Below are 16,717 nucleotides of genomic sequence, written 5' to 3' on the forward strand. Positions count from 1 at the left end.
CCTAAGCCCATCGCTTAGGGTGAACTTTAGCGCCGTAAATCACTCTATTTAGTTATCCCTTCTTGCCAGAGCAGTGCCCTTTTATGATTGCTAAGCTGAAACGATTCCTTCAATCCCACACTCAGGCCATCTCCCCCGAGGAGAAAGCCCACCAGCTCAAGTTGGCGGCGGCGAGTATGTTGCTCGAAGTGGTATTTGCCGATGAAACCCTCGCGGCGGAAGAAATGGCGTTACTGCCGACCTTGCTGACAGAGACATTGTCGATGCCAGCGCAGGAAGCCAATAAACTGATTGAAGAAGCGAAAAAAGCCCAAGGTAATGCCACCTCGTTATTTGAGTTTACCAATACAATCAATGCCGAATTTAGCTTGGAGCAAAAACAACAATTGCTGTTAGCTATGTGGCAATTAGCCTATGCCGATGGACAACTCTCCCAGTACGAAGATCAAATCATTCGCCGCACCGCCGATTTGTTGTACCTCAAACACAGTGAACTGATCCAGATGCGTAATCAGGCTATCGAAACGACCCAAGCGGCACACTAAAAGCACCCCATAAAAAAGCATGAATCGCAGTGCTGCCATTCATGCTTTTGAATCAAGGCCGTAGATTGCCGCAGACTGTTCCAGCAGGCTTAGGCGAGCGCCTTACCGATTTCGAATCCTGCGCCTCTAAGCTCAGTTAACTTGGCTCGCAATCCCCCCATTTCCATCTTTAAGCCCTTCTTAGTCGCTAATTGCGATAACCAACTGGTTTTATCGTCATCGTCTATGCTGTCCCACTCCTCCAGCACTTTATAGGCGAGGCACAGCAAGGCGGCCAATTTAGAGAAAGGGTTCGAATCCTTGGGATGGTCCTGATAAAGGATGCCCTGTACTAGCGCGGGGGTGAATTTCCAGTTTTTAGCCAACAAAGCGCCAATATCGGGCGAGTCATAGCCAAGTAGTTCACGCTCAAACATGTGCTTATCTTTGCCCTGAGCCACCGCTACGGTAATCTTCTCGGCATCTTCGGGGGAAATCGCCGCGATCAGTAAGTCACCAATCCGGTGAAGGATACCGCAGGTAAAGGCCTCATCGGGCTGCACTCCACAACGTTTGGCCATCTCTTGGCAATAGAGTGCAATTTCAAAGGTTTGTCCCCAAAACTGCGCGAGGTCGACCCCTTGGCATTTAGGCACTGACCCCATCACCGCCGACGCTAGGACTAACGTCCGCAGCGTCTGCATGCCAAGGCGTACTACGGCTTCGTCAATACTGCCCACCTCACGGCTGTGGCCATAGTGGGCGCAATTGGCCAGTCTCAGCACCTTAGCGCTGATCAAGGGATCGTGGGACACCTTAGTCGCAATATTTTTGACCGTGGCATTATCATCGTTAACCACTTCAAGCAGTTCACTGATGGCTTTAGGTAAACGGGGTAAGTCATCGACTCGACTCAGTAGCGCAGCAGAATCCATATTTATTCTCCTTCGACGTGAATGATCAAAATATAGAACACAGAACTTCGCCTCGCTTGCAAAGATATCGCCGTATATCAATGGCGTCTGCAACTTTCGCCTGCCTTCAAACGGCTTTTAAAACAGACAGCAATCCCCCACAAATCCGCTCGATAACGCGATGGGCTCGAGCTTTATGCCATTCCAGCCCCTGAAAAATCGTTCAACAATTATGCTTATTTGTAAATAAATGTTTCTACATTTTAGTAATGAGTGATATAGATTAAATCTTGTTCATCCATTGTAAGGAAGCACTATGGGCCAAAATGCACTCGTTAATCGCACAGGTATTATCCTTGTTAGCGCACTGATCACCTTAGGTTTGTTCGTGTTTATGGCGCAACTTATCCATAATCCGCAGCCCTTGAGCGGACAAGCGAGCGATGCGCCGCAGATCAATATTTTGATGACGGAGCGAACGCCAATTCCGCCGAAGGAAAGCCGTAAACCTGAGCCACCTAAACCCATTCCGGCAAGGGAGCGCGTTACCGCTCAGGGTGAGAGCAATCAGCTCGTCGACTTCAATACTCAGACTTTTACCCCCGAAATGCCAACCCAAACCACACTCTTTACCCAATCGGCAATGACTGCCGAAGCCTTACCTGTGGTGCAAGTGTCCCCTCGCTATCCCATTGATGCGGCACAAAATGGCAAGGAAGGTTATGTGGTCGTGGGATTTGATATTACGGCGGATGGTACTGTTAGCAATGTGCGCGTGCTCGATGCCAATCCGAAGCGGGTGTTTGATAAGGCGGCGCTGTCAGCGGTGCAAAACTGGAAATACAAACCTAAGTTTGATTCGGGCAAGGCCGTGCCACAGCTGAATCAACAGGTGCAGCTCGACTTTAAACTGGATCAGAAGATTTAAGGCAAGAGACCAGAACGCGCTATGGTTGGCGTTCTGGTCTGTCATTCAGTGATAGCTCAGCACTTCGGCCACTAGGACACTTTATTTACCGCTAAGCTCTGTTTGCGACTGATATGCGTCTTCTGCCACCACAGGAATGGCGCCACGAACAAAATCAATACCAATACATAGGCCATGCTTGCCCCAAGCGCGATCCCTAAGGCTAAACAGAAGCCACAACCTAATACCACTAAGGGTAAGTTGCTGCGGGGCAATAACTTTGCCGCGGCTAACATCGCCATTAAGTAGATCACCACGAACACTCCATTACTCCAGGCAATCAAATGTTCGAGCTCTTGGCCCGTGGTGTGAGTCAGCACTATCACACTCGCCATCACGCTGAGTAACGCCGCCAAAGCGCGGATAGGTACACCGTGACGATTCTTTACCGCAAAGCAGCGCGGCAAAATACCTTCGTTACTAAAGCTCCAGATAAGACGCGCGGCACTGGCGGCATACACGTTAACCGTGGCAAGACCGCTGGCAATACCCAGCACACCAATCACTTGTGCGCCATAGCCGCCCAAGAGCGCATCGAACACGCCGATCATGGCCACGCTTTTATCGGTCGGCACTAACAGTAAAATCAAGGTACAGGCCACATAAATAATGCCCACCAGCACAGTGCCCATCATCATCGCAGGGATCATATCCTGCTGTGGACGGCGAAAATCATCGGCGAGGTGAGTCATGGCCTCAATCCCCAAGAAGCTCCAAAAGGCGATACCTGCGGCAATCATAATGGTGGGGATTTCTGGCGTGCCATAGCTTGCTAATGAGGTTAAGTGCCCGGGTTGCACACTGCTCGCCCCAAATAACAGCACCACAATCGCAACAATACAAAGGGTTAAGCCAAATTGCAGTTTGGCCGAGACTTGAATGCCACGCAGATTGAGTAGGAATAAGCCGAAAATCACTAATACCTCGGCGCCAACCTTAGGCCAGCCATCGAGGGGAATGAGTGCATTCACAAACTGGAAGGTCATCAAAATCGCGGCCGGTGCGCCCATGGGCACCACCAGTAAAAAAATCAGCCCAATAGTACGGCCCGCGGTTCGACCAAAGGCCTTTTCCACAAAATAAGCGGGACCCGCAGCATGGGGAAAGACGCTCGCCAGTCGACCAAAAATCAATGCCACTGGAATAATGGCTAAGGTCAGGAGTGACCAAGCGATAAGCGCGCCAGCTTGGGCTTTGTCGATTGTCATTTGCGGGAGAATAAACACCCCTGTGCCCAGCAAAGTGGTGGCCATTAAGCCTGCGCCTTGCCAACGTCCTATAGTTCCGCTATGTGAGTTCATCTGTTAAAATTCAGTGGTTTTGAAGCCGTCAGTATAGTGAGATTCTACGCCGCAATCTGCCGTCAATCTCAGTGTTCTTAGTGGCAAACACCGGCAAAATGACGGCAAAAATGCATATTTCCGGCAAAATGACGGCACAGCCCCAGCACAAGGTGCTTAACTGATATTAGCTTGCCTTGGCGATGTGCCTCGCGCTTTTTTACAACCCGTTTTTATCGGAGCTCAAGTTGGATAAGTTTGATACCGCCATAATCCACAGCCTGCGCCAAGATGCTCGCCAGAGTGTCTCCAGTATTGCCGAGCAGGTGAACCTTTCCCGTAGCGCCGTTGCCGAGCGGATCAAAAAACTCGAGCAAACTGGGGTGATCCGCGGCTATCAGGTTTTACTGAGCGAATCGCAAAAGGAAGGAGTATCGGCTTATTTCGAAATCCAGCATAAATGCCCGCGCTGCGCCGATGTGGTGCATGTGTTCCATGCTATCCCCGAGGTGATCACTTGTCGCGGTATCTCTGGCGATATGGATTTACTGGTGTATGTGCACGCCCCGTCGATGCGCCGCTTGCATGAAATTCGTGAATATATCGATACCCACACGGACATCATTAAAATTAAAACCCATGTGGTGATGAGCGAGTGGATAAATAACGCGGGTGAATAAACATGCTTTGCCCCCAAACAAGAAACGCCACCCCTAAGGAATAAAGGTGGCGAGGCCCTTGTGGAGGCAGGGCAAACAATACCTAAATGTAAAAATATGGCTTCCCTTCCCAATAACCTCCCTGTGACAGCAAATCGCGACAAGACAACACTCCTTTAATCACTCAGCCAGCGTCCATTAAAGGGGTTGGCTCACGGTGCATTCCTTAAACACCGCTTCGCCATTCACCGTAATTCCTTATTATCTATAACCTTGGGCGAACCGTGCCCAATTAAACGACCGTCATTTGCCCCGTGTAGAGAATAAAGTTACGCAGCAGTAGCACACCAATGAGACTTAAGCATGCTGTGCCTGCAACATAAACCCACTTACGTTTTGAAGTGGCCGTCATAAACAGGTTCATCGCCAATGGGCCAGACAATCCCAGCCCGACAATGCCAATCCAGAAGATCCATCCCCAGAAGCCGTAACCTATCGCATTGAAGGCGGCAAACTTACTCTGACCTCCAGACAAGACCAGCCCCATAAAGAAGGTGAAAATCAGCACTATCTCCACCAAAATCAGTGGGATCTCAACCTTGTGGATAAAGTGCACTTCCTTGGCATTAGGATTCGCATTAAGCAACACGCCACCCAGCAGAGAAGATGCGGCGCCCGATGACAGTCCCGAAGCCAAAAACAGCAGTGGCAACACGGGGTTTTTCAACATCGGATAGCCGGGTAAGGCCGACAGCAAAAAGCCGGTATAGGCCCCAAGCGCAAGGGAGAAGATCACCAACAAACCAGTAATCGTCGCCTCGAAACGGCTCAACCAAGCGGTGAACTTAAGCACTATGGGGAAGCGATTCTCACACCAAGCATCGATAGGTTTACGGAATAACAAGCCAATCCACATAAACATAAAGACTTGGTAAATCAGTAGAATAAGCACCCCCATCGACATCACTGACTTAGGATTATAGAAGACTAAGATCTTCCAAAAATCGAAGGGCTTAGTTAAATCCAAGACTAAGATGCCCAAACCCGCCATCACAGCCACAGGCGCCACAATACAGGCCGCCTGCACAAAGCCAGACTGGTAGGCGTTATGCTTTAACACAAAATGTTTGAGTAACACCGCAAAGAACATGGCGCCAGCCGATGCGCCTGCTAAAAACAGGTAAATCGCAATCGGCCAATGCCACACTAGCGTATCAAAATGTAGGGCGCTCATATTGCCACCTCCCCTGATTTGGCCACGATACGGAACAGTTTTGGCCGCGTTCCTAGGTCGACCTTAGCCCTTTGGGTCGGGTTCGCCTTCAGCACTTGCACCACCAGTGAAGTGGGATCCTTTAAGTTGCCAAACACCAATGCCTTAGTCGGACAAGCCGCGACGCAGGCGGGCTGTTTACCTTGGGCAAGGTTGGTCTCACGGCAAAAATCACATTTATCCGCGGCGTGGGTAACGGGATTGATAAAGCGAATTTTGTAAGGGCAGGCCGCAATACAATACTGGCAGCCGACACACTTCCAGGCATCCACCGACACGATTCCCGTCTCTTTATCGATAAAAGCGGCACCAGTCGGGCAAACATTGACACAGGGCGCATCCTCACAGTGCTGGCAAGACTTACGACTGAAGTGATAAAACTGGTTAGGATATTCTCCGTAGGGCCCAGTTTGCTCTATCTTCAGCCGAGAAACTCCCTCTGGCACCTGGTTGGTTTCACGGCAAGCGACCTCACAGGCCTTGCAACCTATGCACTTAGTCTCATCGTGGATCAGCGCATACTTCACACTGGGTTCGGCCTTCGCCTCGTTCGAAGCACTGACAGTCGCGAGTAAGGTCGCTCCCGAAGCACCGGCTAACAGGGCGCATGTCCCTTTGAGAAATCTTCTTTTTGAATTTTCCATAACCTTACTCCTGCTGGCCTGTATGGCAATTACGGCACAGCTCACTGCGAACCTTAGGCGTCATCTCCGCCATAGGATCGGTGGGGCTATGTAATTTATGGCAAGCGGCACAAGCCACTTTTTGTGCATGCACATTATGCGTCCACTCTTGGGCACTGAGCTTGGCGGGAGTATGGCATTTTCGGCATACTTTCAACTGGGCGGCGGTATCGGACGCATCTTCTAATCCAAATACCACTAAATCATTCGGTTTCTTAGGGTGATCACCCTTTTCACCATGACAACTTGAACAGGTCATTTTCATGGCATCCTGGCCGTGATGCCCTAACATTTGACCATTACGCTTATGACACTTCATGCAAGCATCACTGTTGATTTGCTGAGCGGGTTCGGCACTCGTTGCAGAAAAGCTGAGTAGCAAAGCCACGGCACCCAAGCGTAATGACCACAGCCATTGTCGTGTAGACATAGCGAGTCCTCATATCGATAGATTGGGAAGGCAAAGAGGAAGCAGGGTTCGGAAGGCTCCGAACCCGACAGTCGTGGTCAGACGGCTAAAGCTTGCTTAAGGCTTTGGGGATCCCACTGCTTATGTTGGTTCATTTCAATAAAACCAATATTGAATTTACCGAACAGCTTTTTCATGGGTGAGTTGATTTGCTTACCAGCATCACTGATCACCATTTTGACTTCAGATGAGTCATGGTCAATCAACACATAGTCTAGACGGCATTCATGATTTAAATCAGCATCATGCTGGTCCATATCAAATACTGTGTCTAATGGCACATTGCAGCAGACATCGTATTTACCTTCTACGACAGTTTTGAGTGATTTAAAAAAGTTAAAACTCTCTTCATCAAATAACACTGGTTTCAGTTTCATTTCATGATGTGCTTCATCAGGATCTGCTCTAAAAAACTTAATGCAGGTCATGACAAACATTACAAACACGAATGGCACTGCGACGAATAGTACAAAGTACATAAACGCATAGCTGAGAATGACTGAAGTGTTCATATACGCCTCCAATAACACAATTATATTTTTGTTATCTCCTTTTAAAGCAGCTTCAGTATTATTGTTAATCCGAATTATTTTTTTGATCTTCGTCACATTTAAAAATGACAAATTAAACATAAACAACAAGTTAAGATACGGAACACATTACTGTTTAACATAAATCTTAAATGCATATATTGATAATAGTTAATTGAAAAATTGAAATTCAAATAACCAAATATCAGAAAGTAAAATTTCAAATTAAATTAAAAATATTTTTTGAAAAATAAAAAATATAAATCTAAACTTTCTGTTACACATAGATAAATCAAAGGTGCAAAACTTGGGACGGGTTTCACATTAAATCTAATAAATAACATCATAATCAGGTGTTATTCATAGCGTTAACTCAATATTAAGGAATATTAAAAATGCATATTAATAACATGGACAACCTCGATATTTTGAGTTTAAAAATACTTGTTTCATTATATGAGAACAAATCCGCAACCTATGTATCAAAGGCGCTGGACATTCCTGCCCCAAAAATAAGTCGTAGCCTTAAAAACCTGCGGGAGACATTTGGTGATGAGCTTTTCATTCGAAAAAAATACGGCTTATTTCCCAATGAGTTTGTCACTCATTTATATCCGATTGCGAAACAAACCATAGAATGCTCGGATAAATTTCAAAAGGTGCGCGCGGCAAATGCAAGCCAAGTCAAAACCCACGTTGAAATCGCAGCGCCGGGCCTTATTGCCTATGCGTTTCCTAAAGCCTTGATGCAGGCCATTAAGGATGAACAAAAGCCCATGCAGATTAATATCACCCCCTGGTCGCTGCATACGACGCAGGACATCATCAATGGCGATGTGTCCTTAGGCATTTGCTGCAATAAGAGCACCGCCGATGTGGCGGCTTTTGGTGATAAGTTGCAAACCACGACGCTGCAACACATGGACAAGGTTTATCTCATCGCCAGTCGTAATCATCCGATTTTTAAGCGCGAAATCACGCTTGAGAGCATTGCCGAATATCCTTATGTGAACACGGACCTCGGTAATCCCAGCACTCGGCTCAGTCCGTACCAAGAGTTCTGTATTAAACATGGCATAAAACTCAATACTGAAATTACCATTACCAGTATTTCGAGTCTGTTTGAATATCTCGGCGAGAGTCAGACGATTTCCTTACTGCCCTATCGGGTAGTTTATGAAATGGTGAGCGATATTCCCGAGTTACACACCTGCCAGTTATCGCAACTTGAGGCCGAACGTTTGTACGCCCATACCGAGGCGCCGACGATTTTCCTCGTGCAAAAAAACCAACCGAATAAGGTGAATGAAGACTTGCTCTGGCTAAGCGGGCAGATAAAGAAAATCGTCGATAATATTATCTAACCAATAATAACTGTTTATTTTCCATCTTGTTATACGAGGTGATAGGCAACCTGCGCCTTAGCTTAGGCTCCACCTCACCCTCCTGCGCACAACCCCAAGTTTTGTTAAGCCAGACATACATCTTAGCCGCCAAACACGTTACACTAAGCCCATCTTTATCCTGATAGATCTTGCTATGCGAACCGAAAACACAGCCACACTGAACCTGATGTGGGGCGCACTTATTCTGGAAGAATTAGCACGTCTTGGTGTGCAGCATGTCTGCATGGCACCGGGCTCTCGCTCAACACCGCTAACCTTAGCTGCGGCTCAGCAAACTAAGCTTAAACGTCACTTGCATTTCGATGAGCGCGGCTTAGGTTTTATGGCCCTCGGATTAGCCAAAGCCAGCTGCGCCCCGGTGGCAATTATCACCACCTCAGGCACGGCCGTCGCCAACCTTTATCCTGCGATAGTCGAGGCTTGGTTGACCCATGTGCCCTTGATTGTCTTAAGCGGCGACAGACCGCCAGAATTACTCGGCTGTGGCGCCAACCAAGCCATAGTGCAACCGGCGATTTTTGCCAATTATGCCCAGCAGGTAAACCTGCCCACGCCGGATGCCCACATTGCGCCGCAGATGTTGCTCACAACGCTCGATGAGGCGGTAGCAAACCAAACACGCCCTGTGCACATCAACTGCATGTACCGTGAACCCCTCTATCCGAGTGAGATGAATGGCAGCATTCTCGATAGCGAATCGCCTTATCTCAAGCCACTGCAAACTTGGTTGCAACACGCCAGACCCTACACTCAATACGGTAAGAGTGAACAACTCAGCAGCCCTAGCGATGACGCCATTATGCGTTTCGTCCACGGTAAGGGTGTCATCATCGCGGGTACGCTCACGCCGGAGCAAGATCCACAGCAGCTTATCGCACTCTCGCAAAAGATTGGTTGGCCCTTGCTGACCGATGCCCAGTCGCAACTGCGACAACATCCGGCGGCGATCGGCAATATTGACCAACTACTGCAACACCCCAAGGCGCGCAATCTGTTGCAAGAGGCTGACCGAGTGCTGGTGTTTGGTGGACGCTTATTGTCTAAGCGTTTGATTGCTTACCTTGCCGAGCAAAACTGGCACAGTTACTGGCAAGTGCTGCCACAGCAGGACAGACTCGATCCAAGCCATAATGCCAAACACATTTGGCACGCCAACGCAGCACAATTTGCTCAACTTAATTGGTATCGTTCCTCTTCGGCTAATTGGGCCAACACCTTAGTCACCTACAACGATGAATTGCATAGTTTATTTGTGCGTAATATCGATCAAGGTGAGTTTGGTGAGGCGCAGGTTATCCGCGCCATTGCCAATACGCGGCCGTTAGAACAGCAATTGTTTATCGGCAATAGTCTGCCCGTGCGCTTATACGATATGTACGCCCCAGTGAGTTGCTGCACGGCCACCACCTATACCAACCGCGGCGCATCGGGGATCGACGGCTTACTGGCCACCGCCTGCGGCATCGCCGCGCATCAAGGTAAACCCACAAGCTTGATTATTGGGGACTTATCCCAGCTGCATGATCTCAACTCTTTTGCCATTGCCCGTAGCTTAACAAGTCCGCTGGTGATCATTATTCTCAACAACGACGGCGGCAATATCTTCAATCTCTTGCCCGTTCCCAATGAGGATCTGCGCAGTGATTACTACCGCCTAAGCCATGGTCTAGAGTTTGGTTATGCCGCAGCCATGTTCAATCTGCCCTATAATCAAGTGGATAACTTAGCCGACTTCCAAAGCTGTTATCACGAAGCGCTCGATTATCAGGGCGCTTCGGTGATCGAAGTCAGTGTGAGCCAACATCAAGCCAGCGAGCAGATTGCCGCGCTGAATTTATGGGTGAAACAAAGCTAATGCCAACCGTGGCCCGTTACGGGGAAGTCTCGCAGCCAAACTTAGTCCTGCTTCACGGCTTTTTAGGGACTAAGGCCGATTGGTTGCCGCTTATCCCCGAACTGAGCCAGCATTTCCATTGTATCTGCCTCGATTTACCCGGACACGGTGACAATCAGCAAGAGCCACCATCGACGCTCGCCATTGGTTTCGACTATTGTGTCCAAGACATTATCGGCCGCCTCGACCGCCTGGGTATTGGATCTTTTTTTCTCTACGGTTATTCCCTCGGCGGCCGCATCGCCCTGCACCTTGCCAAGGCGTATCCGCAGCGCATTTTGAGCTTATGGCTAGAATCCTGTCATCCCGGGCTAACCGATACCGCAGAGCAAACCGCACGCAGTAAAAACGACAACCTGTGGGCTAAGCGCTTGCACAGCTTAAGCAGCCGGGATTTTTTACAGCTTTGGTATCAACAGGCAGTGTTTGTCGATATGTCGGACAAGGCGCGGCATGCCTTGATAGCCAAGCGTGCGGCGCTGCTCGACCAACACCCCAAGCAAACGGTAAAACAGATTTTTTTAGCCACATCGCTGGCTCGCCAAGCCTCTCTCTGGGATGTACCTGCAAGCCTTAGCTGTGAGAGCCATTTTTTTGCGGGCAGCCAAGATGCGAAATTCACCGCGATAGCAAAGGATTGGCAAGCACAACAACCCATCATCTTGCATCAGATTGAACAGGCTGGGCATAACATACATCAAGCCAATCCAGCGGCATTAGTCGCCTGCTTAAGTGCACTAAAGCTTAAAAAGTCGATGACTTGAAACAGATAAATTTAGGGAAAATATGATCTTAACGTCGCTCAGCTTGTACTTATATCGCCTGCCCTTAGACCGCTTTTTGCCCGTGGGGAAACAACGCATCGACCACAGAACGGGCTTAGTGTTGCAGGCAAAGGCACAAGCAGAGGGCGAAGAAAGCGAGCAACGGGTTGAAATAGCGCCGCTCTCAGGGTTTGATATCGACCAACAGCCATTGTCCGGCTTTAGCCGCGAGAGCCTAGATGAAGTACAGCAGGCCTTAGTGGCGCTATTGCCCGAACTGCAAAATCAGCCTATCGATTACTTACTCGAGCAGGCCGAAGCGAGCCCCTATCCGTCCATTGCCTTTGGCTTGAGTCTATTGCACGCCAAACTTAGCGGAAAACTCGAATCGGTGCGCCCAGTTACCAGCACAGTGCCGCTCATCTATCAGCCGGCGGATGCGCCCAAAACCGAATTGATCGCTAACATTGCGAGTCTCGATAGCGGCGTGCGCTCAGTCAAAGTGAAAGTCGCACAAACCTCAATGGAAGATGAGTTGGGCCTGATTTATGGCATCTTAGGTCAGAGACCCGATCTCAAGCTGCGCTTAGATGCCAACCGTGGCTTTAGCTTAGAACAAGCCCTCGATTTTGCTGCCTGTTTACCGCTAGAGAGCATTGAATATATTGAGGAACCTTGTCAGCATCCGCAGGATAATCAAACCCTGTATCGCGCTATTCCTCTGTCCTACGCCTTAGATGAATCCCTCAATGATCCGGATTATCAATTTGTGATGCATGAGGGACTCACGGCACTCATCATCAAACCCATGCTACTGGGCAGTATTGAAAAACTTCAGCGCCTTATCGATGAGGCTCACAGCCATGGCGTGCGCTGCATCTTAAGCTCAAGCCTTGAGTCCAGCTTAGGCATCAATGACTTGGCCCATTTAGCCGCCATACTGACGCCCGATGAAATCCCAGGGCTCGCTACTTTGAGCGCCTTTAGCCAAGACTTAATCGTACCAAGCGGCAAGCCACAATGCTTGAAGCCTCATCAACTTAAGCTTGTCGCCAGTACGCAGCAGGATTAGTCGCCAATGTCCGAATCTAAAACATTGACATCATCCCAATCCATTCCACAGCAAGGTATTTCGCCATTACATAACGCCGCGCTCACCTCGCCCACACAAACGGCGGTTAAGTGCAACGGGCAGGACGTCAGCTACGCCCGCTTAAGCCAAATGGTGTTGGCCTTGGGTGAACAGCTCATGCGCATTGGTGTTGGCCAAGGGCAACCATTGGTATGCATCAGCCGCAATAATTTAGAGATGATTTGCCTGTATTGGGCCTGTGTGGATATTGGCGCAATCTTTTTTCCTATCTCGCCACGTTTTCCGCTGGCGCAAGTTCAAGGGCTTATCGATAGCCACCAAATTCCTTTTTATTGGAGCGAAACTGAGTTGGCCTTGTCAGGCAGTCATCAACTCACGCTGGATTTTAGCCTCGATGTGAGTCCAAACAATGAGCAAGCAGCGATAGCTTTTGATATTTATCGCCCAAGCAATGTGATTTTAACCTCTGGCTCCAGTGGTTTTCCTAAGGCGGCCGTGCACCATCTTGGGAATCATATTGCCAATGCCGAGGGCGCCCGCAGTCTTATCCCGCTGGTCACAGGTGATGCTTGGTTATTGTCGTTACCTCTGTTTCATATTGGCGGCCTCGCCATTCTCAACCGCTGCGCCTTAGTGGCGGCGACAGTGGTACTGCCGGATCCGACTCTCCCGCTGCAGGCGCAAATCGAGCGCGACGGCTTAACCCATGCTTCCCTCGTGCCGACACAGTTACTCAATCTACTCGCCGACAAACAGGCTTCACTCAAGAGTATTAAAGCCCTGCTACTCGGCGGCGGTGCAGTTTCTATTGATTTACTTAAACAGCTCGAACAGCGGCATATTGCCAGCTTTACCAGCTACGGCATGACGGAGATGGGCTCGCAAATCACCACAGGCCCCGCGCTAAGCGATGGCACCAGTGGCAAATTACTCCCAGGACGTGAGCTCAAAATTGTCGATGGGGTGATTTGGGTACGGGGAGATTGCTTATTTATGGGCTATCTCACGGATAAAGGCATTGAAAAACCACTCGATGCCGAGGGTTGGTTTTATACCAAAGACAGGGGCGAATGGGATGCTAACGGCAATCTTAAGATCTTGGGCCGCGTCGATAATATGTTTATCAGTGGTGGCGAAAACATTCAGCCAGAGGAAATTGAAGCGGCGCTAAAACTGCATCCGCTTATAGATGAGGCGATCGTCTTTCCTCAGCCTGACGTGACCTTTGACCAACTCCCCGCCGCCATTATTCGTGGCGACATTATTCTCGGCAGCACAAGCCAAGAGATAAGTTCGATAGAGGCTGAGCTTGAAGTCTTTCTCGCCGATAAAATCGCTCGCTTTAAAAGGCCGCGCCGCTATTACCCTTGGCCAGAGCATGCCGAACAAACGGGTTTAAAAGTGAATCGCAAGCAACTTATTGCCACGATTCAATCCGAATCCTGTTAATTTCAAACATAAAAAAACCTGCCGTAGCAGGTTTTTCTATGTTCTCACGCCGAGCCGAATTAGGCTTCCATACAAGCCTTAAGCTTGTTCATGGCGTTTTTCTCTAACTGGCGAATGCGCTCAGCCGAGACTTGATAGGTTTCTGCTAATTCCTGCAGTGTGGTTTTATCATCATCTAACCAACGGGCACGCAGAATGTGCTGACTACGCTCGTCTAAGGTTTTGATGGCCGATAATAAACGACCTTGGGCATTGGATTCCCAGTTATCGTTTTCGATGTTTTCGGCTAAATCCGATGAATGATCTTCAAGATAATGTACAGGAGCAAAATCCTGCTCATCATCGTTATCACTGCTGAGGTCAAACGCAGGATCCTGCGCCGCCATACGTGATTCCATCTCAGTCACATCGGCCTTAGATACACCTAAGTTTTCTGCCACCATTGCGACCTCATCATCGCTAAACCAACCGAGGCGAGTTTTCGCTTTACGGATATTAAAGAACAACTTACGTTGTGCTTTAGTGGTTGCGACTTTTACAATGCGCCAGTTTTTCAGCACATATTCATGAATTTCGGCTTTAATCCAGTGCACAGCAAAAGACACTAGACGGACACCCACATCGGGATCGAAGCGCTTAACCGCTTTCATCAGACCGATGTTGCCTTCTTGGATCAAATCCGCCTGTGGCAGACCGTAACCTGAGTAGCCCTTAGCAACGTGCACCACAAAACGTAAGTGCGACATAATCAGTTGCTTCGCCGCTTGCAGATCACCCGTTTCCTGCAAACGCTTGGCTAACTCATACTCAGTCTCAGCGTCTAACATTGTCATGCTAGTCACTGAATGGATATAAGCTTCTAAACTACTGCTGCCCTGAGGGACTGTTAGTGCCATTGATTGCGTTTGAAAGGTCATTCGCGCTCCTACTCTCTTACTACTTATCAAATATAAGTCGATTTCATCCTGTGGTTTAACTCAAAACACCTTAAGGATGAGCTGACGAACTATCGGCTAATTGACAGAGTATGTCAACCTTCGCTCGTCTGGGGTGTTACTTTTAACCCCGTTGAATAGACATTGCAAGTGAACAAAAGTTCATCGCCTGCCTTATCTAGCCGCATTTTTAAACGATAAACGATTGATCATTAAGAGGGTTCAATCGCTCTTAAATGTTGTCTTACCGAAAGGTAAGAGCCCAGCCAACCTAAGAAGGAGGCTAAGCCCACTAATTGTAGCAGTTCGGTAAAGGTCAAAGACTTCATCTCTAACTGACTGCCGTACAAACCGAGCAGTTCGGCTAGGGCAGAATCTAGATACCAAACCAATATGTTAATGATAAGCCAAGCCAATACGCCACCAATCACTCCATACCAAATGCCGGTATAAAGGAAGGGGCGCTGAATAAAGGACTCTGTCGCGCCGACCAGCTTCATCACTTCAATTTCGGTGCGACGGTTCATAATCGCCAAGCGAATGGTGTTACCTATCACCAACACCACGGCGAGCACCAGTAAGGCTGCAATCGCCATCACGGTACGTTCGAGTAAGCGCACCACGGCTTGCAGGCGCTCTAGCCATTCGATATCTAAGCGACCAAAACTGATTTCAGGCTCGCGCTCCAGCTTAGACAGCAACTCACGGGCACCCACAGGAGTGGAGTAACGCTGGGTCGGCGTCACAGTAATCACCGCTGGCAGCGGGTTTTTATCGAGATAGGCTAACGCCTCACCAAACCCCGACAGGCGCTGAAACTCTTCGAGCGCTTGATTGCGGTCGATGTACTGCACCTTTTCCACTTCGGCATAGGCTCGGATGCGGGTCAGTAAACTTTGAATCGTCTGCTCGCTGCGATTCTCATCGATAAACAGTGAAATCTCCGCCGCGCTGTTCCAAGAGCTAGTAATGGTCTCGGCATTTTTCACTAATACTTGCAGCGCCGCAGGTAAGCTTAAACTCACCCCAAGAACCGCCATGGTCATCAGCGAAGAGACTGGGCTGCGCCACAACTCACCCATACTCGCCATGGCTTGCTGCACATGACGAATAAAAAACATCACGATACGCCCCGAGATGGGCAACTTGCTGCGCGTTAGTTTGGCATTGTCACTCATAGCCCATCACCTCGAGCGGTCGCGTGTCCATGGTGTAATTCCTGTGCGCCGAGCATGCGACCCTGTTTCAGGGTAAAAGTGCGATACTTCATCCGCGCGATCAGTCCTAAATCGTGGGTAGCGATAAGCACGCTCGTGCCTGCATCGTTAAAGGTTTCGAATAAGCGCAAAATATCCATCGACAACTTAGGGTCTAAGTTGCCCGTTGGCTCGTCGGCCAACAATAGTGGCGGCTTATTCACAATGGCGCGGGCGATACCGACACGTTGCTGCTCACCACCGGATAACATAATGGGGTTATGCCGCTCTTTGCCATATAAACCCACCATATCCAGCGCGCCAGCGACACGTTTGCGGATCTCACCGTGGGAGAAACCTTCAATCACTAATGGCAAGGCAACGTTGTCGAATACGCTTCTGTCCATCAATAGATGATGGTTTTGAAAAATCATCCCAATATTACGACGCAAATAGGGCACGTGTTTAGGGCTAATTTTGGCAATATCGTGACCATTAATCGCTACCCGGCCAGTGGTTGCGCGCTCGATCACTGTGATTAATTTCAACAGGGTACTCTTACCCGCGCCCGAATGGCCGGTTAAGAATGCCATTTCACCTTTTTGTAGATGAAAATTCACCTCTTCCAGTGCCATTTGGCCACCAGGATAAATCTTACTGACCTGCTGAAAATCAATCATA

The 16,717-nt window shown here is 49.0% G+C and carries 17 protein-coding genes; 8 read left to right on the top strand and 9 right to left on the bottom strand.

The annotated features are described in order from the left end of the window. The first annotated feature begins 83 nt into the window (after positions 1 to 83). Positions 84 to 545 carry a tellurite resistance TerB family protein gene (locus K0H60_RS19755; RefSeq protein ID WP_220056796.1) on the top strand — a complete coding sequence of 154 codons (462 nt, stop codon included), beginning with the start codon at positions 84 to 86 and terminating at the stop codon, positions 543 to 545. Positions 546 to 634: 89 nt separating this feature from the next. Here the strand turns inward: K0H60_RS19755 and K0H60_RS19760 are convergent, their stop codons facing one another. Continuing rightward, entirely contained in the window at positions 635 to 1,459 is an 825-nt protein-coding gene (locus K0H60_RS19760; protein ID WP_220056797.1) for an HDOD domain-containing protein, read from the bottom strand. A 295-nt stretch (positions 1,460 to 1,754) separates the two neighbouring features. Between K0H60_RS19760 and K0H60_RS19765 the strand changes: the two genes are divergently transcribed. Beyond that, the gene (locus K0H60_RS19765) at positions 1,755 to 2,366 is read left to right on the top strand and encodes an energy transducer TonB (protein WP_220056798.1); all 612 of its coding nucleotides are present in this window, start codon (positions 1,755 to 1,757) and stop codon (positions 2,364 to 2,366) included. A gap of 71 nt (positions 2,367 to 2,437) precedes the next feature. Here the strand turns inward: K0H60_RS19765 and yjeH are convergent, their stop codons facing one another. Further along, positions 2,438 to 3,706: an L-methionine/branched-chain amino acid transporter gene (gene yjeH, locus K0H60_RS19770; RefSeq protein ID WP_220056799.1), complete on the bottom strand. Its 1,269-nt coding sequence runs from the start codon at positions 3,704 to 3,706 to the stop codon at positions 2,438 to 2,440. A gap of 227 nt (positions 3,707 to 3,933) precedes the next feature. On the opposite strand from yjeH, the gene K0H60_RS19775 reads away from it, so the two are divergent. Then, on the top strand, positions 3,934 to 4,365 hold the full coding sequence (locus K0H60_RS19775) for an Lrp/AsnC family transcriptional regulator (protein WP_011624482.1): 432 nt from the start codon (positions 3,934 to 3,936) through the stop codon (positions 4,363 to 4,365). A gap of 271 nt (positions 4,366 to 4,636) precedes the next feature. Here the strand turns inward: K0H60_RS19775 and nrfD are convergent, their stop codons facing one another. The 4 genes from nrfD to K0H60_RS19795 all read right to left on the bottom strand — a co-directional run bounded on the left by nrfD (position 4,637) and on the right by K0H60_RS19795 (position 7,281). Then, the gene (gene nrfD / locus K0H60_RS19780) at positions 4,637 to 5,578 is read right to left on the bottom strand and encodes a cytochrome c nitrite reductase subunit NrfD (protein WP_220056800.1); all 942 of its coding nucleotides are present in this window, start codon (positions 5,576 to 5,578) and stop codon (positions 4,637 to 4,639) included. Continuing rightward, positions 5,575 to 6,261, bottom strand: a complete 687-nt coding sequence (locus tag K0H60_RS19785) for a 4Fe-4S dicluster domain-containing protein (protein ID WP_220056801.1) — start codon at positions 6,259 to 6,261, stop codon at positions 5,575 to 5,577. Before K0H60_RS19785 ends, nrfD begins: the two co-directional genes overlap by 4 nt. 4 nt (positions 6,262 to 6,265) lie before the next feature. Next, on the bottom strand, positions 6,266 to 6,730 hold the full coding sequence (locus K0H60_RS19790) for a nitrite reductase (protein WP_088212477.1): 465 nt from the start codon (positions 6,728 to 6,730) through the stop codon (positions 6,266 to 6,268). Between the two features lie 77 nt (positions 6,731 to 6,807). Further along, entirely contained in the window at positions 6,808 to 7,281 is a 474-nt protein-coding gene (locus tag K0H60_RS19795; protein WP_088212527.1) for a DUF2726 domain-containing protein, read from the bottom strand. A 413-nt stretch (positions 7,282 to 7,694) separates the two neighbouring features. Between K0H60_RS19795 and K0H60_RS19800 the strand changes: the two genes are divergently transcribed. The 5 genes from K0H60_RS19800 (at position 7,695) to menE (ending at position 13,905) form a co-directional block, all read left to right on the top strand. Next, entirely contained in the window at positions 7,695 to 8,663 is a 969-nt protein-coding gene (locus tag K0H60_RS19800; RefSeq protein WP_088212478.1) for a LysR family transcriptional regulator, read from the top strand. Between the two features lie 175 nt (positions 8,664 to 8,838). Then, positions 8,839 to 10,560 carry a 2-succinyl-5-enolpyruvyl-6-hydroxy-3-cyclohexene-1-carboxylic-acid synthase gene (menD, locus tag K0H60_RS19805; RefSeq protein ID WP_220056802.1) on the top strand — a complete coding sequence of 574 codons (1,722 nt, stop codon included), beginning with the start codon at positions 8,839 to 8,841 and terminating at the stop codon, positions 10,558 to 10,560. Further along, a complete protein-coding gene (menH, locus tag K0H60_RS19810) occupies positions 10,560 to 11,363 on the top strand; it encodes a 2-succinyl-6-hydroxy-2,4-cyclohexadiene-1-carboxylate synthase (RefSeq protein ID WP_220056803.1) in 804 nt (267 codons plus the stop codon). Before menD ends, menH begins: the two co-directional genes overlap by 1 nt. Positions 11,364 to 11,385: 22 nt before the next feature. Further along, a complete protein-coding gene (gene menC / locus K0H60_RS19815; RefSeq protein ID WP_220056804.1) occupies positions 11,386 to 12,435 on the top strand; it encodes an o-succinylbenzoate synthase in 1,050 nt (349 codons plus the stop codon). Between the two features lie 6 nt (positions 12,436 to 12,441). Then, positions 12,442 to 13,905, top strand: a complete 1,464-nt coding sequence (menE, locus tag K0H60_RS19820; RefSeq protein WP_220056805.1) for an o-succinylbenzoate--CoA ligase — start codon at positions 12,442 to 12,444, stop codon at positions 13,903 to 13,905. A gap of 59 nt (positions 13,906 to 13,964) precedes the next feature. Here the strand turns inward: menE and rpoH are convergent, their stop codons facing one another. From rpoH to ftsE, 3 genes are all read right to left on the bottom strand, one after another. Beyond that, positions 13,965 to 14,822, bottom strand: a complete 858-nt coding sequence (gene rpoH / locus K0H60_RS19825; RefSeq protein ID WP_011624492.1) for an RNA polymerase sigma factor RpoH — start codon at positions 14,820 to 14,822, stop codon at positions 13,965 to 13,967. A gap of 230 nt (positions 14,823 to 15,052) precedes the next feature. Next, complete coding sequence (gene ftsX / locus K0H60_RS19830; protein WP_088212483.1) at positions 15,053 to 16,018, bottom strand: permease-like cell division protein FtsX; 966 nt, start codon at positions 16,016 to 16,018, stop codon at positions 15,053 to 15,055. Further along, on the bottom strand, positions 16,015 to 16,716 hold the full coding sequence (ftsE, locus tag K0H60_RS19835) for a cell division ATP-binding protein FtsE (RefSeq protein WP_011718689.1): 702 nt from the start codon (positions 16,714 to 16,716) through the stop codon (positions 16,015 to 16,017). The genes ftsX and ftsE overlap by 4 nt, the downstream gene beginning before the upstream one ends. Between the last annotated feature and the right edge of the window lies 1 nt (position 16,717).

This window comes from Shewanella mangrovisoli (assembly GCF_019457635.1).
Lineage (GTDB): Bacteria > Pseudomonadota > Gammaproteobacteria > Enterobacterales > Shewanellaceae > Shewanella > Shewanella mangrovisoli.

What these genes read in the sequence shown, in the direction of transcription:
- K0H60_RS19785 (WP_220056801.1), bottom strand. Translation starts at nt 6,261, where the DNA reads ATGGAAAATTCAAAAAGAAGATTTCTCAAAGGGACATGCGCCCTGTTA.
- K0H60_RS19760 (WP_220056797.1), bottom strand. Translation starts at nt 1,459, where the DNA reads ATGGATTCTGCTGCGCTACTGAGTCGAGTCGATGACTTACCCCGTTTA.
- K0H60_RS19790 (WP_088212477.1), bottom strand. Translation starts at nt 6,730, where the DNA reads ATGTCTACACGACAATGGCTGTGGTCATTACGCTTGGGTGCCGTGGCT.
- K0H60_RS19795 (WP_088212527.1), bottom strand. Translation starts at nt 7,281, where the DNA reads ATGAACACTTCAGTCATTCTCAGCTATGCGTTTATGTACTTTGTACTA.
- yjeH (WP_220056799.1), bottom strand. Translation starts at nt 3,706, where the DNA reads ATGAACTCACATAGCGGAACTATAGGACGTTGGCAAGGCGCAGGCTTA.
- K0H60_RS19755 (WP_220056796.1), top strand. Translation starts at nt 84, where the DNA reads ATGATTGCTAAGCTGAAACGATTCCTTCAATCCCACACTCAGGCCATC.
- K0H60_RS19800 (WP_088212478.1), top strand. Translation starts at nt 7,695, where the DNA reads ATGCATATTAATAACATGGACAACCTCGATATTTTGAGTTTAAAAATA.
- K0H60_RS19765 (WP_220056798.1), top strand. Translation starts at nt 1,755, where the DNA reads ATGGGCCAAAATGCACTCGTTAATCGCACAGGTATTATCCTTGTTAGC.
- menH (WP_220056803.1), top strand. Translation starts at nt 10,560, where the DNA reads ATGCCAACCGTGGCCCGTTACGGGGAAGTCTCGCAGCCAAACTTAGTC.
- nrfD (WP_220056800.1), bottom strand. Translation starts at nt 5,578, where the DNA reads ATGAGCGCCCTACATTTTGATACGCTAGTGTGGCATTGGCCGATTGCG.
- rpoH (WP_011624492.1), bottom strand. Translation starts at nt 14,822, where the DNA reads ATGACCTTTCAAACGCAATCAATGGCACTAACAGTCCCTCAGGGCAGC.
- menD (WP_220056802.1), top strand. Translation starts at nt 8,839, where the DNA reads ATGCGAACCGAAAACACAGCCACACTGAACCTGATGTGGGGCGCACTT.
- ftsX (WP_088212483.1), bottom strand. Translation starts at nt 16,018, where the DNA reads ATGAGTGACAATGCCAAACTAACGCGCAGCAAGTTGCCCATCTCGGGG.
- menC (WP_220056804.1), top strand. Translation starts at nt 11,386, where the DNA reads ATGATCTTAACGTCGCTCAGCTTGTACTTATATCGCCTGCCCTTAGAC.
- ftsE (WP_011718689.1), bottom strand. Translation starts at nt 16,716, where the DNA reads ATGATTGATTTTCAGCAGGTCAGTAAGATTTATCCTGGTGGCCAAATG.
- menE (WP_220056805.1), top strand. Translation starts at nt 12,442, where the DNA reads ATGTCCGAATCTAAAACATTGACATCATCCCAATCCATTCCACAGCAA.